Raw genomic sequence first — 13,970 nt, forward strand, 5'->3', positions numbered from 1 at the left:
TATTATACCATCAAAAATACTCTTCTCCTTTTTCGTTAGCCAAAGAAAGAGAAAGACTATTTTTGACAAGAATGGTTATTTGTCTAGCTCTTTTAATTCTTCTTCTACCATTTTAAGTTCTTGCTTCAAATCCTCAATTTCAGCTTTTAGTAAATCCTTTCTTTCGTTTTTCGGCATTGCTTTATATTTATCATAAAACCATCCGCACATAACTCTCCCATAACCCCTGCCACGGCCTAATCCTGAACTATATCCTCCTCCGCAAGGACCCATTCCGCGTCCTGTCATTGGTCCCATTCCTCTAGGACCTGTCCCGTTTCTTCTTGGCATATAAATCACCTGCCTTTCTAGTTTATTTTATTATTTAGATATATATTATGAATATATACCCATAATATAATACTGTCAAGATTAGAATATATTTCAGCAAAAAACAGACAGTTCTAGTCGCCTCGAAAAACACAAAAAAGTAGGCTTATGTAAGCCCTAAATTCATTGGTCGGGGTGCAGGGATTCGAACCCTGTCTAAATGGTCCCAAACCACTCGTGCTAGCCGTTGACACCACACCCCGCTTTCATCACGCTAAAGCGAAATTACAGCAGGACAAAGTCCGCAAGTAATCAGCGCAAAGCGAATATTAAAACTAATGTCTATATTATATTAAAAAAATTTACCAGTCAATTATTAATTTGAAACTATAATATCGGCAACTTCATTTTCTCCCAGCTGTTCATTTATTTTTTTAATGATATCCTTCTTTTGTTCTGAAATTTCATCTGACCAAAATGAATTCGCTGATTTTATAAATATTTTTTTATCCCCAAAAAAATTTGGTTTGATATTTTTAACCCCCTGCTTGCCGTATTCTTCTTTTATTATCATTTCAAAAATATAAAAAATAGTCTTTTGATCTATTTTTTTTCTGACTAATTCTTTTTTATTTAATAAGCTTCCTATTTTTTTCATGATCAAATATAAAATATCAAGCATTTCATAGATTTGCACCCATCAGTACAGAGGAATACAAAATTAAAATTATCTTTTTTTGTTTGATTTAAGACTAATAAAACTAATTCTTTATAGGCATTATTACATAAGTATATGAAGATAGTTCTTCATTTTTTTCGCCCTGAACCATTTTTATGACTGCTGCTGATGTCCCACTGTTCATAAGTAAAATAAACTTTGGCATTGTGATCGCCTGGAGTGCATCTGTCATATATCGCGGATTAAAAACTGCTTCCTGCGACGATCCGTCAATTTTGGCATCCAACATAGTCCTATTTTCGCCTATTTCTTCTGATTTTGATTGAATTATTACTTCATTTTTTTTGTCATTAGCTGAAAATTTTACTTCTCCTGATTTATTATTTGTAAAAACTCCGGCAATTTTTACAGCTCTAAGCGCACTATCTTTTTCCATGATAATTTTTGTTGCAAATTTTTGCGGAATAATTTGCCGGTATTCAGGATATTTACCATTAATAAGTCTTGAGACGATTCTCACATTGCCAATCTGAAAAAATATCTGGCTTTCTTCTATGCTCACTTCTATCACTTGTGTATCATTGTCAATAACCCGAAAAACTTCCAAAAAAGTGTTCAATGGAACAATAATGGAGTTTGTTTTATCAGTAAAAATACTGTAACTTTGGGAATTTGTTTTTTTAATATTTATAACAGATTCTGCTAAGCGAAAGCTGTCGGTTGCGGCTATGTGCACTTCGTTTTTTTGCAATAAAACATTCATGCCAGTAAGCTCTGGCCTTGTTGAATCTATAGAAACACATGGAGCTAGGCGAGGGATTGCTTCTTTAATTTCTTGAGCAGGAAGAGAAAAAAGAAATTCACCCTGCATTTCAGGTATTATAGGAAAATCTTGTGCTTGAAGACCTTTTATTTGAGCTTTAAATGAGCCACTTTCTATATATAAGGTCTGTTCTATAACTTCTAAGGAAACTATACTTTCGGCTGGAATATTGTTTATAAAGTTGCTAATTAATTTTGCTGGTATTGTAATCATGCCCTCCTTTTCTATCTTAGCTCCAATTTTCAGAAAAACTCCGATTTCTAGGTTAGTAGCGGAAATTTTAAGCATTCCATGATCAGTTTGCAGCAAAATATTTTCCAAAATAGGCAAAGTTATTTGTTTGCCTACAACTCTTTCTGTGCTATATATGGCTTTTTTAAAATTTTCCTGAGTGCAGGTAAGTTTCATATGAAAATAAATAAATAAATTAATTAATAGTTTTGTTTATTTAGACTATACTGCATATAACATTTCTTTTAGAACATTCACATCTTCTCTGACTTTTTCGTCTATCTCGCTGTCTTTGCTTATTTTTTCAAAAGCATGCAGCGCAGTCGTATGATCTCTACCGCCAAAATGATTGCCGATACTTGGATATGAAATATTTAATTCACTGCGCATAAGATACATTGCTAAATGCCGTGCATAAGCAACTTCTTTCTTGCGGCCTTTTTCTGTTAGTTCCTTATTGGACACATTAAAGTATTGTGAAACAGCCGAGATTACATGTTGCGCTTGCACTCCTTTTTTCTTTCCGCTTGAAATTATTTCTGCAAGGGATTGTTGGACAAATTTAAGTGTGGGAATTTTTTTATTAAACTCACATTCAGCAACTATTCTATTAAGAGCTCCTTCTAGTTCACGTATATTGTTCTTTACATTTTCGGCAATATATCTAAGCGTTTCTTCGTCGAAATTATAATTTTTTTCAGCTGACTTTGTTTTTAAAATTGCTATACGTGTTTCCAGATCTGGTTTGCCTATATCAGCAATCATTCCACCTTCAAAACGAGATCTTAGTCGCTCCTCGAGCGTGGCAATAGCTTTAGGAGGACGATCACTACTTATAACTATCTGCTTATTTATTTGATAAAGCGCATTGAAAATGTGAAAAAATTCATTTTGAGTTTTCTCTTTTCCTGATAAAAACTGTATGTCATCAATTATAAGCAGGTCTATGGCTTGGTAAGCTGTTTTAAATTCATTAACATTTTGATTGCGTATTGAATCAATAAGCTCATTAGCGAAACGCTCTGAGGTTATATACTTTATTTTTTTATGAGGATCTTTTTTGAAAACTTCATTGCCTATAGACTGAAGCAGATGCGTTTTTCCGAGTCCGACTCCTCCGTATATAAACAATGGATTGTATACTTTTCCCAGATTTTGTGAGACTGCAAAACAGGCAGCGCGTGCCAATTCATTGTTTTCTCCTACAACAAAATTTTCAAAAGTATATCTCAAGTTTATATTTTTTTCATTTTGGTTTTGTGTAATTTTCTGGTCTAATGATTTTTGCTGAAAAGGAACAGCAGGATTGTCTGGCTGTCCATCTTGTGCAATAGAAACAATTGAATCAATTTTTTTTGTATCACGCTGAGGAAACTGATCAGCACTGTAAATAATACAAGATATCTCTTTTATGTCTTCCTGAAAGTTTCTTATTGCTTTAAAAATATAAGTATTATATTTATTCTCTAACCATTCTTTCGCAAATCCATTAGGCACGCCTATAACAATCTTGCCATTTTCATTAGAGATTATGGAAGTATTTTTAAACCAAGTGCTAAAATTAGCCTTCGAAATTGATAGTTCAATTTCTCCAAGTGTTGCTTGCCAAAGCTCCGCATTATTCATATAGTTAAAGCTTTTTAATCAAGTAAAGGAAATTATACCACGTGGCTTACATCGATACCAGGCAAAAATAAACTTAAATGTTGATAAGATGTGGATAAGTGGATAAGTCTATTTTGTCCTCTTGCCAAGCTTTATTTTCACACGTCTTTTATAAAAAAACAAGCTTTCTGGTAAATATTCCCAACTTTATAGAACTTCCTATTCATGCTACTAATTGTAACGTCTGTCAATATGGCAGATTTAAACCTTTGTTGCGCTATTTTTCGGTGATAATGTTGTTGACTTTTTATGTGTGGCTGATAAACTTTAGTAGTAATCAATTAATTTGTTTATATACTTTATTACTATGAAAAGAACATACCAACCAAAAAAGGGGCGCAGAAAAAGTCGACATGGCTTTCTAAAACGCATGGGTACTAAAAAGGGCGCAGCTGTAATCAAAAGAAGGAGACAAGTTGGCCGCAAAAAGCTTTCTGTTTAAGTTAAGCAGATCATTGTCCATGTTTTTATGAGATAGTAAAAAAATAACTAAATTATGCTTTCTAAAAAATATAGATTAACGAAACGCGAAGATTTCTATTCTGTATATAAAAAAGGATTCTGCATTGAAGAAGATGCTCTTTTAATCAAATATTTGAAATCTGAACAACCCTTAAGCCGTATAGGGTTTTCGGTCAGCAAGCATTTTTCCAAGAAAGCCGTATCAAGAAATCGAACAAAAAGAGTGCTCCAAGAAGTTTGTCGATTTTATCTTCCCTCATTAAAAAATGGCTTTGATATAGTAATTACCCCAAGACCAAACCAAGAAAGGATTGAATTTAATAAAACAAAGGATATTTTAAATAACATTTTTATAAAAGCTAATTTGTTTAAATAATATTTCTCCAATTGGGAGATTTTGCTAAAACAAAATGACTATTCTCTTTCATTCACTTATATATCAGCCTCTCTATAATATGCTTATTTTCCTGTATAATATTGTTCCGGGAAAAGATTTTGGCATATCAATAATCCTTATTACGATACTTCTCAGGATAGTTTTGATCCCTATATATAAAAAACAGATAGAGTCACAGAAAAAAATGCAAGAGTTGCAGCCTAAAATAAAGGAACTGCAAGAAAGAACAAAGGGAAACAAAGAACAACAGACAAAGCAAATGATGGAATTATATAAGGAGCACAAAACAAATCCTTTTTCCGGTTGCCTGCCTCTTATAGTCCAGCTGATTTTCCTCATTGCAATCTATAGGGTTCTGATAACTATTTCAAATAATGGATTATTAGCAGACACTTCCCAGCTTTATTCTTTTGTTAAAAACCCGGGACAAATAAACCAGTTTTTTATTGGCATAGTTGATCTCACAAAACCAAGTGTTGTAATTGCGGTTTTAGCGGCTATAGCACAGTATTTCCAAACAAAGATGCTGATGAAACAACAACCTAAGGTTGAAAAGAAAAATGATTCTGACAAGCCAGATTTAGCACAAATGATGAGCAAGCAAATGCTGTATCTTGGTCCAATTATGACTCTTTTCATAGGAATAAAATTTCCCGCAGGACTTTCTCTTTACTGGTTAATCGGAACACTATTCATGCTAGTACAGCAGTTTTTGATTGAAAAGAAATCATTACGCTAATTTTTCACAATTTACAAATATATGGAAGAACAAATAAGCAATGACCTCAAAAAAATTATTACGGATTTAATCCAAAAAATGGGTTTTTCTGCTCAGGTTTCTGTTTCAAATTCCAAAGAAAATGACAGCATAATTTGCAATCTTTCGACCGACACTGATTCTCATTTTCTCATAGGACAACATGGTACAAATTTACAAGCAATACAACACATTGTCAGGCTTGTTGTAAGAAAAAAAATATCAGAAAAAATAAACTTTATTCTTGATGTAAATTCTTATAAACAGCAGAGAAATGAGTCCATAGCAGAACAGGCTCAATCTGCAGCTAAGGAAGCAATAACTCAGCATCGCGCAATAATTATGAAACCCATGTCGACATATGAACGCAGGATTGTCCATATGGAGCTTTCAAAAAATCCTAAAGTTTATACAGAAAGCGTTGGGGAGGGAGATGAGCGAAAAATAATCGTAAAGCCAAAAGATTCTATCGAATAATTTTAGTTTCATAATTAAATGGCTATCGCACGAAAAATTGCGTATAATGTGGTTTTTAATGTAATTACTAAGATTCTTTCAACTATTCTTGCTTTAGTTGGGATAGCTTTTATTACGCGATACCTTGGAACACAAGGCTTCGGTGATTATTCTACTGTTTTAGCTTTTTTTTCGTTTTTTGGTTCAATTGCTGATCTTGGATTGTATTCCATAACTGCGCGCGAGATTTCACGACCTGGCGCTGATGAAAAAAAAATATTAGGCAATGCCTTTTCCCTTCGCCTACTTTCTTCTGTTACAGTTTTTATTATTACCCCCTGTATTATTTTTTTCCTTCCTTATTCTCATGACGTAAAATTGGGAATATTTATCGCAGCAGCTTCTTTTGTTTTTTCTTCAACCTACATGGTTCTTAATGGCGTCTTCCAGAAAAATCTAGCCATGGATAAGGTGGCGGGAGCAGAAGTCCTTGGAAAATTACTACAAATTATAATAATAGTACTGGCCGTTAAGAATGATTTAGGATTTACATCCATTGTTCTGTCCGTGCTTTTCTCTATGATTTTTAATTTTCTTGCTGTTCTTCTCATGGTAAATAAATATATCCCCCTTAAGCTCCAGTTTGATTTTGCTTATTGGAAAAAATTCCTTAAAGAATCCCTGCCTCTTGGAATATCTGTTGCAGTTATATTTATGTATTTTAAAATGGACACAATTATTTTGTCTATACTAAAAACAAATGCAGAAGTTGGCATATACAACGCGGCTTATAAGGTCATAGAAAATGCTTCATTTTTTCCATCCATGATTACGGGTTTAATGTTTCCCCTGTTTTCTTTGCATATTTTTTCTGATAAAAAAAGATTTTACTATTTAGCCAATGAAACATTCAAGGTTTTCACTATTCTTATCGTACCTATAGTAGTTGGAACACTATTTCTTTCGGAGGGAATAATAAACCTTATTGGTGGAGCAGCTTTTTCCCAATCAGCTGGAACTCTACGAATTTTGGTTTTTGCTTTGGCTTTTATTTTTTTTGGAGGATTGTTCAATAATATCCTGATTGCAAGTAATCATCAAAAGAAAATGCTTTGGGTTTTTGTGGCCTGCGCCTTATTCAACATAATTTTTAATATCATTTTCATACCTTTATTTTCTTATACCGCTTCCGCTGTCATATCTTCTTTCACTGAATTTTTTGTAGCCTTGGCAGGATTTGTTCTCACTGCAAAATATGTTGGCTACATTCCTTTGGTAAAAAATTTTCCTCAGATATTATTGTCTGGGCTAGCCATGGGTGTTTTTCTTTACCTTTTCAGAAATCAGGGATTTTTCTTACTTGCAATATCAAGCTCTTTTGTATATGCGACATTCCTTTGGATAACTAAAACAATAACCTTTAAAGAATTCTCTGAAATTTTCACTACCAAATAAAATACTAGGAGATGGCAATAATTTATTATGAGCGAAAAAATATATCCAAAAATTTCTGTCATTGTACTTAATTTTAATGGCAAAAAAACTCTCGACAATTGCTTGTCATCGGTCTTTCATTCTGATTATTCCAATTTTGATGTTGTGGTTGTAGACAATAATTCTGAAGACGGATCACTAGAACAAGCGATGAAACTTTTTTCCCGTGCATATTTTATTAAAAACGATGATAATGTTGGTTTTTCCAAGGGAAATAATATTGGAATCCGCTATGCTTTGGAAAAATTTGCCGACTATGTTTTTATTTTGAATAATGACACGCTTGTTGAAAAAAATACTCTTTCCTTATTGATTGATGCTATGGAAAATTATCCTTTGGCTGGAATCGGAAGTCCTTTGGTTTTCACTCCTGATAACACAAGCATTTGGTTTGCTGGAGGAAATATCCATTGGAAAAAAATGAAAGCCAGTCATTTGCACAAGATAGAATCGGAAGCTCCATATCCGACCGAATATATAAGTGGCTGTGCCATGCTTGTCAAAAAGGATGTTTTTAAAAAAATAGGCCTTTTTGATGAAAGATTTTTTCTTTATTACGAAGATGCTGACTTTTCTTTTAGAACAAAAGAGGCTGGCTTTAAATTAATAATTATTCCTTCAGCACATATAAGGCATTTTGAGCAAAGCAATGCAATTAATAAAATGAAGGCTTATTGGCTAGTTTTATCTGGTCTTATTTTTTTTCGCACTCATTCTTCTTTCTTGAATAAGCTTTGGATCTTTTTTGTATATATTCCGCTCAGAAAATTGAAAAATTACTACGACGTGTGTTTCGGAAAAAATAATGTTGCGCGTGATGTGCAAAAAGCTTATAAAGATTTTAAAAATGCTTTTAAAAAGTAATGGATGTCTCTTTTATTATTATTAATTATAGGAGCAGGAATTTTTTAGAAAATTGTATAAAATCCATATTTAAATATGCCACAAATTTTTCCTTTGAGGTTATTATAATAAACAACGATAGAGAAGCATTAGAAAAAATCTTAGATTCATATGATTTAAAAATAGTGGAAAATAATTTAAACAAGGGCTTTTCTCACGCTTCAAATCTGGGAGCTGAAAAAGCGACAGGCAAAATATTGTTTTTTTTAAACGCTGATACTGAACTCACGGATTATAACATCATTGACATTAAGAATTCTTTCAATGATCCACTTATTGGTGCAGCTGCGCCAAAGCTAATATTGCCGAATGGGCATCCTCAGTCTTGGGGGGCTGGTTATGAAATAACTTTTTGGGATATCATTAAAAACAATTTAGGATACATAAAAAGCAAAGCTGTTTGGTTTAAACAAGAAATCAGTGAGGTTGATTGGGCAAGTGGAGCTGCTTTAGCTGTTTCAAAAGAAGTTTTTGAAAAATGCCATGGGTTTGATGAAAATTTTTTCATGTATTTCGAAGATGTTGATTTGTGCAGACGCATAAGAAATATGGGCAAAAAAATTATACTTTTCCCAAATGCCCATGTTATCCATAATGGCGGCCAAAGTAAATTAAATGCAAAAAAACAAAAGGAACAATACTATCTGTCACAGGATTACTATTTTAAAAAGAACTTTGGCACGATTTATTATTTCATGATAAGGACAATCAGAAGTATTTTTTTATTTTTTATAGGATAATCTTTGTCTCATGTTTTATAAAATTTTTCTGATTTTTTGCGCATTTTTGCCGTTTCAATTTGCTCTAAACCCGCTGGAAGGAGTCGATTTAGCCGTGTCCAGAATAATCATACCTTTGCTGTTTATTTTTTGGATAATCATTTCAATAAAGAACAAATATCCACTGATTATAAAAAATAAAATAACTTACTCTCTTGTTCTTTTTGCTTTACTTGCTGTCATTTCTCTTTGTTTTTCTCAAAAAATAAGCTGGTCATTGAAAAAATTAATGTTTCTTTTTTCTTTGATGCCTGTTTATTTTATTGCTGCCCACCTATTTTATGAAAAATACCGACAACGTAAAATAATCATTGCTCTTGTTGCTGGTGCAGGTATTATTTCCCTTTTTGGACTCTTCCAGTTTGCTTCTCAATTTATTTTTGGAATAGATTTTGTTTATTCGTTTTTAGCAGAAAAGATTGCTCCATTTTTTCTCGGAAATTCGTTCTCGAAAGAAGTTCTTTCTTATCCCAGCTGGCTAGTCAACAGTGACGGATCTACCTATATGCGTACAATTGCAAACTTTCCCGATCCACATATGTTTTCCTATTATCTTGAAATGCTTATGCCTTGGTCCCTGGTTCTTTGGGCGACAGCAACTAAATATAAAAAAGCTTTTCTTCTTATTTTTGTTTCGATATTACTGGCTGATATTTTTACTTTTACGCGCGGAAGTTATGTCGCCATCATTGCTGGCACATTGACGACTTTGCCTTTAGTCTCCAGGCGTGTGGTTAAAAAATTATTGGCTGGAGTTTTGTTTTTTGTCTTATTAATCATGCTTGTTCCGCATAACCCAGTTGCTGGCAGACTCATATCAACTTTTGACGTGCAAGAAGGTTCCAATAAAGCAAGAATTTCCAACTGGCAACAAGCATTGGAAATTATAACAGAAAAACCCTTGGGAGTAGGTATAGGAGCCTATTCGCTTGAAATCAAGCCAGATGCTGATTATCGCGAGCCTATTTATGCCCACAATTTATACCTGGATATAGCCAGCGAACTTGGTGTTTTGGCGACAGGTGTTTTTCTTTTTCTTTTGCTTTATGTTTTTATTGTTTTTTGGAAAAATGCCAAAAAAAATCCTTTTTTTATAGCTGGAGTTGCCAGCATAACTATTTTTTCCATTCATTCATTATTTGAAAATCCATTGTTCTCTGTTCATGTCTTAATTCTTTTCTTTATTATTATCGCTTTAAGTTCTGCTGTTGAAAAATATGAATAAAATACTTTCTATTGAAAATTTTTTCTGCTTGGTTATTTTCAGCCTGCCCTTATATTTGTACCGCTTAAGCCTTGGAGGAATATCAACCAATCTTTTCGAGATATTAGCGGTTTCAGTTATGTTTTTTTCATTCTTTAAGAGAAAAAAATTATTTATAAATGATTTTTACGGCCTGCCAAAATATTTTATTGCTTCTGTTGTTCTTGTTGTAACGGGAGTTTTATTTTCAATACTTCTGAATAATTCTTATGCTTCGGGCTTTTCCATTTTCAAGAGCTGGTTTATTTTGCCGATTATTTTTTCTTTTATGCTCTATGTTTTTTTGGACTCGGAAATTTTTCTTGAAAAAATATTCATGACAATTTTTCTTTCTACCGCACTCGTTGGCGCCATAAGCATTGTCTATAAAATATTGGGAATTGTAACTTATGACAATCGCTTGCAATCTTTTTATTTGTCTCCTAACTATCTGGCTATGTATATTGCTCCAGGAATATTTTTCGGTTTTTATTTTTTAGCCAAGTCTTTCAGAAAAAATGCGTATGGATACGGTTTTTTTACAAATGTTTTTTTGCTGTTGCTTGTTTTATCGCCTTTATATTATACCTATTCCTATGGGGCATGGATGGCCGCTTGCACTTCTTTTTTGGTTTTAATAGTACTTGCTGCAAAAAAAAGGAAGTTTCTGTTTATAGCGATCTTTCTTTTAACTATTGCAGCTGCATTTGTACTTCAGATAAATTCTCCCAAGTTTTTAGATTTGTTTTCTGAAAGATCATCCTGGGCATCTCGGACTATGGTTTGGAAAGCTTCTGTGCTTATGATTAAACAAAATCCAGTTTGGGGGGTTGGACCAGGAAATTTTCAGACAAATTATCTTTCTCTTCAGAAATATTTTCCTCCTTATTTACAATGGGCAGTTCCAGAACCTCATAATATTTTCTTGGCTTTTTGGATACAGACTGGCCTGCTTGGTTTAGCTGGTTTTTTATTTTTATTATTCTATGTTTTCCGAATTCTCTTGGATATTTTAAGAGATAACAAAAAAAATGCAGCTTTTGCTGCACCTATTTTTGGTTTTTTTCTTTACACTGTTTTACACGGATTGATAGATACTCCTTACTGGAAAAATGATCTCTCTTTTCTGTTTTGGGTTTGTGTTTTTTTAACTCTTGTTGTTTATAAAAAATATAAACATTAATAACTTTCTTCCACTTTCGTTTTTCATTTTTCTATTTTGTTTACATTTCAATTCTGTACAATTTGCCGTCAATTTTATTTACAAAATAAAGAAAGTCTTCAGTTTTGGAAAGAAATAAATTGCTTGAATCGTATTTTTTGGGAATGTTTGCTGAACTTACCACACGCTCTTTCTTGGCTGTAGCAACATCCATTTTCCAAAAAGTATCTTCGGTTGTAAATTTGTTTTCTTGGTAATCGTTTGGCATAACAGCCTTATCGGGTATCCCTCCGGGAAGAGCATAATAAATGGTCTTTCCGTCAGATGACCACACACACTTTGAAACCATGGTGGGTATGTTTAAATCATGATACTCGCCACTGCTTGTTACCAGCCCAAGCGTGGTTATCTTGCTGTTTTCACTAGCCAAGGAACTTACAAGCGCCTGTGTTCCATCCGGAGACCATAAGTAATCCGCTCCATGTTTCCCCCTAAAAATAGTTTGGGGCTGACCACTGATTGCGTTTACTATTATTAATTGTGATTCTTGCCCTGCGTCAGGATAATTCCAGTAGGAAACATTGGGAGTTGATGGAACAGCGGACATGGATATTTTTCTGAAATCTATATTGGCAAGCTTCTGCCAGTTTCCTCCGTCCGGATCAGCTATGTTTAAAGATCTTTCCTTTTTTATCGAGTCATAATATTTATAGAAAATTTTTGCACCTGCATTGTCCCAAACAACTAGGTCGGTGCCATCTTTTAATCTGGTACCCTTTTTGTTTTGGTGATCATAGGCATAAAAATAAGTCTGCCCATCTTTTTTGAAAGTTGTCAGAACCTTTTTGTGGTCAAGAGACCACAACGCGCCAGCCAGACCATCGAGCTTGGTCGGGTCTATTTGTTTTTCTCCACTGCCGTTCTCAATCGCTTGCCAAACAGTTCCGTCTTCTGCCGAATAAAAAACTATTGTTCCGTTTTTTTCGTCAAAAAATGGGCTCATTACTTCCTGATCAGAAACTGATTTTATTTTTTCAGGTATTTTTTGCGGAACCATTTCTTTGTTTTCCTCTGGCTGGACAATTTTTTCCGGAACATCTTGTTTAAAAGCAAAGTTATATATGCCTAAAAAAAAGAGAATGAATACGAGCAAGGCTGAGGAAAATATAAAAATTTTTTTCATAAATATTTTGTATTGTTATTAATTGCAAGCTGAAGACATTTTGGGCTTTTCGAAGTGCCAGGGCTCAGAAGCAAGAACGCAAAAACCTTTTTCTTTCATTGCATCGATAAGGGGTTTTTGTATTCGTTTGCAATTGCCAATATCTTTTAAACATTGTTTTTGATAAATAACTTGAGCTCCGCCTTTGGCAACCCATATGTCTGCCGCTGCGCCCACGCAATGTGGACATCTCTTGAGAGAATCTCTTCCGTTTTTTAGTGTGTTGGTTGGTATCCTGCATTGACTTGATCTTTTTGTAGTAGGATAACTTCCACAGTTTTGTATCACTAGCGCCTTCTGTTCCTCGAAAGTCCTGATGCCAGAAGTTACTATCGTTTTCACGCCTTTGCTATTAGCATAATCTAGCGCCTCGATAAACGGCTGGCTAAGTGGCTTGGTGTTGCGTGATTTGCTTTGGGCTATATCTCTTGGTGTCGGCGCTGGTGTTGGTCCAGGAGATATTGCGTCTTCATCTTCTGCTCCTTCTTCAATAATTACCGGCACAAAAGCTATATTTATATTAGTAAGATCGGGGTTGATGACATATACAATCAGATAAGCTGACATGGCCGCCACAATGCCCAGCAGAGAATCAGCAATCAATTGCTTGGCGGTTTCAGCTCTGGCAGTGTTGCCTGCGCTGGTCATATACCAAAATCCGCCTATGGTTATCATAAAAAGTCCGGCGATGCCAACTGTCCAGATGCCGAATTTATAGATGGCTAGGATCAGATCCGGAAAACTCTCAACCTTTGCGCCTGCATCATAAAAACCAGGAATACCTTGTAGCAGTTTGTATTCCATTATCGCAGCCTGAGTTGTGTTGCTTAGTCCCCAAAAAAGAAAAAGGGCTATGGGGATAATTAAAAAAAATTTTTTCATTTTAATTCTTTTGGGTATAATGCAATTCTGTTTTTTATTGATTATTATTACTCTCCGGACTGAAAGGTTCTCTGGATAATACTTAGATCAACTTTTGTAAGATCGGGATTGATGATATATAAAATCAGATAAGCTGACATGGCCGCCACAATGCCCAGCAGAGAATCAGCAATCAATTGCTTGGCGGTTTCAGCTCTGGCAGTGTTGCCTGCGCTGGTCATATACCAAAATCCGCCTATGGTTATCATAAAAAGTCCGGCGATGCCAACTGTCCAGATGCCGAATTTATAGATGGCTAGGATCAGATCCGGAAAATTATCCACAGTTTCGCCTGCAGCGTAAAAGCCAGGAATCCCTTGCAGTAGATTGTACTTCATTTCTACACCATGAACTGCTCTGCCTAAAAATAAAGAGGATAGAAAACTTATTGCTATAATTATTTTTTTTCTTTTCATTTTTGTTTTATCTCATAATTATTCTTATTGAAATTTTTTAAAACATTTTTA

The 13,970-nt window shown here is 34.1% G+C and carries 16 protein-coding genes and 1 tRNA gene; 9 read left to right on the top strand and 8 right to left on the bottom strand.

What is annotated here, in order from left to right:
• Nucleotides 1–75 precede the first annotated feature (75 nt).
• The 5 genes from PLR68_02010 to dnaA all read right to left on the bottom strand — a co-directional run bounded on the left by PLR68_02010 (nucleotide 76) and on the right by dnaA (nucleotide 3,668).
• Entirely contained in the window at nucleotides 76–330 is a 255-nt protein-coding gene (locus PLR68_02010) for a DUF5320 domain-containing protein (GenBank protein ID HOW60505.1), read from the bottom strand.
• A gap of 166 nt (nucleotides 331–496) precedes the next feature.
• Nucleotides 497–572 (bottom strand) — tRNA-Pro (locus tag PLR68_02015).
• Between the two features lie 113 nt (nucleotides 573–685).
• A complete protein-coding gene (locus PLR68_02020) occupies nucleotides 686–991 on the bottom strand; it encodes a DciA family protein (protein ID HOW60506.1) in 306 nt (101 codons plus the stop codon).
• A 79-nt stretch (nucleotides 992–1,070) separates the two neighbouring features.
• On the bottom strand, nucleotides 1,071–2,219 hold the full coding sequence (gene dnaN / locus PLR68_02025) for a DNA polymerase III subunit beta (GenBank protein HOW60507.1): 1,149 nt from the start codon (nucleotides 2,217–2,219) through the stop codon (nucleotides 1,071–1,073).
• A 45-nt stretch (nucleotides 2,220–2,264) separates the two neighbouring features.
• The gene (gene dnaA, locus PLR68_02030) at nucleotides 2,265–3,668 is read right to left on the bottom strand and encodes a chromosomal replication initiator protein DnaA (GenBank protein HOW60508.1); all 1,404 of its coding nucleotides are present in this window, start codon (nucleotides 3,666–3,668) and stop codon (nucleotides 2,265–2,267) included.
• A 346-nt stretch (nucleotides 3,669–4,014) separates the two neighbouring features.
• Between dnaA and rpmH the strand changes: the two genes are divergently transcribed.
• The 9 genes from rpmH to PLR68_02075 all read left to right on the top strand — a co-directional run bounded on the left by rpmH (nucleotide 4,015) and on the right by PLR68_02075 (nucleotide 11,381).
• Entirely contained in the window at nucleotides 4,015–4,149 is a 135-nt protein-coding gene (rpmH, locus tag PLR68_02035) for a 50S ribosomal protein L34 (GenBank protein HOW60509.1), read from the top strand.
• A gap of 54 nt (nucleotides 4,150–4,203) precedes the next feature.
• Nucleotides 4,204–4,545 (top strand): ribonuclease P protein component, encoded by a 342-nt coding sequence (gene rnpA / locus PLR68_02040; protein ID HOW60510.1) that lies wholly within the window; start codon nucleotides 4,204–4,206, stop codon nucleotides 4,543–4,545.
• Nucleotides 4,546–4,624: 79 nt separating this feature from the next.
• The gene (locus PLR68_02045; protein ID HOW60511.1) at nucleotides 4,625–5,305 is read left to right on the top strand and encodes a YidC/Oxa1 family membrane protein insertase; all 681 of its coding nucleotides are present in this window, start codon (nucleotides 4,625–4,627) and stop codon (nucleotides 5,303–5,305) included.
• Nucleotides 5,306–5,326: 21 nt separating this feature from the next.
• On the top strand, nucleotides 5,327–5,800 hold the full coding sequence (locus tag PLR68_02050; protein ID HOW60512.1) for a R3H domain-containing nucleic acid-binding protein: 474 nt from the start codon (nucleotides 5,327–5,329) through the stop codon (nucleotides 5,798–5,800).
• 18 nt (nucleotides 5,801–5,818) lie between these two features.
• Complete coding sequence (locus PLR68_02055) at nucleotides 5,819–7,234, top strand: flippase (GenBank protein HOW60513.1); 1,416 nt, start codon at nucleotides 5,819–5,821, stop codon at nucleotides 7,232–7,234.
• A gap of 27 nt (nucleotides 7,235–7,261) precedes the next feature.
• Nucleotides 7,262–8,137 carry a glycosyltransferase family 2 protein gene (locus tag PLR68_02060; protein ID HOW60514.1) on the top strand — a complete coding sequence of 292 codons (876 nt, stop codon included), beginning with the start codon at nucleotides 7,262–7,264 and terminating at the stop codon, nucleotides 8,135–8,137.
• Nucleotides 8,137–8,916 carry a glycosyltransferase family 2 protein gene (locus PLR68_02065; GenBank protein HOW60515.1) on the top strand — a complete coding sequence of 260 codons (780 nt, stop codon included), beginning with the start codon at nucleotides 8,137–8,139 and terminating at the stop codon, nucleotides 8,914–8,916. Before PLR68_02060 ends, PLR68_02065 begins: the two co-directional genes overlap by 1 nt.
• 10 nt (nucleotides 8,917–8,926) lie before the next feature.
• Nucleotides 8,927–10,180 (top strand): O-antigen ligase family protein, encoded by a 1,254-nt coding sequence (locus tag PLR68_02070; GenBank protein ID HOW60516.1) that lies wholly within the window; start codon nucleotides 8,927–8,929, stop codon nucleotides 10,178–10,180.
• Nucleotides 10,173–11,381 carry an O-antigen ligase family protein gene (locus PLR68_02075; GenBank protein HOW60517.1) on the top strand — a complete coding sequence of 403 codons (1,209 nt, stop codon included), beginning with the start codon at nucleotides 10,173–10,175 and terminating at the stop codon, nucleotides 11,379–11,381. The genes PLR68_02070 and PLR68_02075 overlap by 8 nt, the downstream gene beginning before the upstream one ends.
• 40 nt (nucleotides 11,382–11,421) lie before the next feature.
• On the opposite strand, the gene PLR68_02080 is transcribed toward PLR68_02075, so the two are convergent.
• From PLR68_02080 to PLR68_02090, 3 genes are read right to left on the bottom strand one after another with little or no spacing between them, the layout of a single operon-like run.
• Nucleotides 11,422–12,543, bottom strand: a complete 1,122-nt coding sequence (locus PLR68_02080; protein HOW60518.1) for a hypothetical protein — start codon at nucleotides 12,541–12,543, stop codon at nucleotides 11,422–11,424.
• A gap of 18 nt (nucleotides 12,544–12,561) precedes the next feature.
• Nucleotides 12,562–13,464 carry a hypothetical protein gene (locus PLR68_02085; GenBank protein HOW60519.1) on the bottom strand — a complete coding sequence of 301 codons (903 nt, stop codon included), beginning with the start codon at nucleotides 13,462–13,464 and terminating at the stop codon, nucleotides 12,562–12,564.
• 47 nt (nucleotides 13,465–13,511) lie between these two features.
• Nucleotides 13,512–13,919, bottom strand: a complete 408-nt coding sequence (locus PLR68_02090; protein HOW60520.1) for a hypothetical protein — start codon at nucleotides 13,917–13,919, stop codon at nucleotides 13,512–13,514.
• Between the last annotated feature and the right edge of the window lie 51 nt (nucleotides 13,920–13,970).

Source organism: Candidatus Moraniibacteriota bacterium, from assembly GCA_035390125.1.
GTDB lineage: Bacteria > Patescibacteriota > Minisyncoccia > Moranbacterales > GWC2-37-73 > DAOOTD01.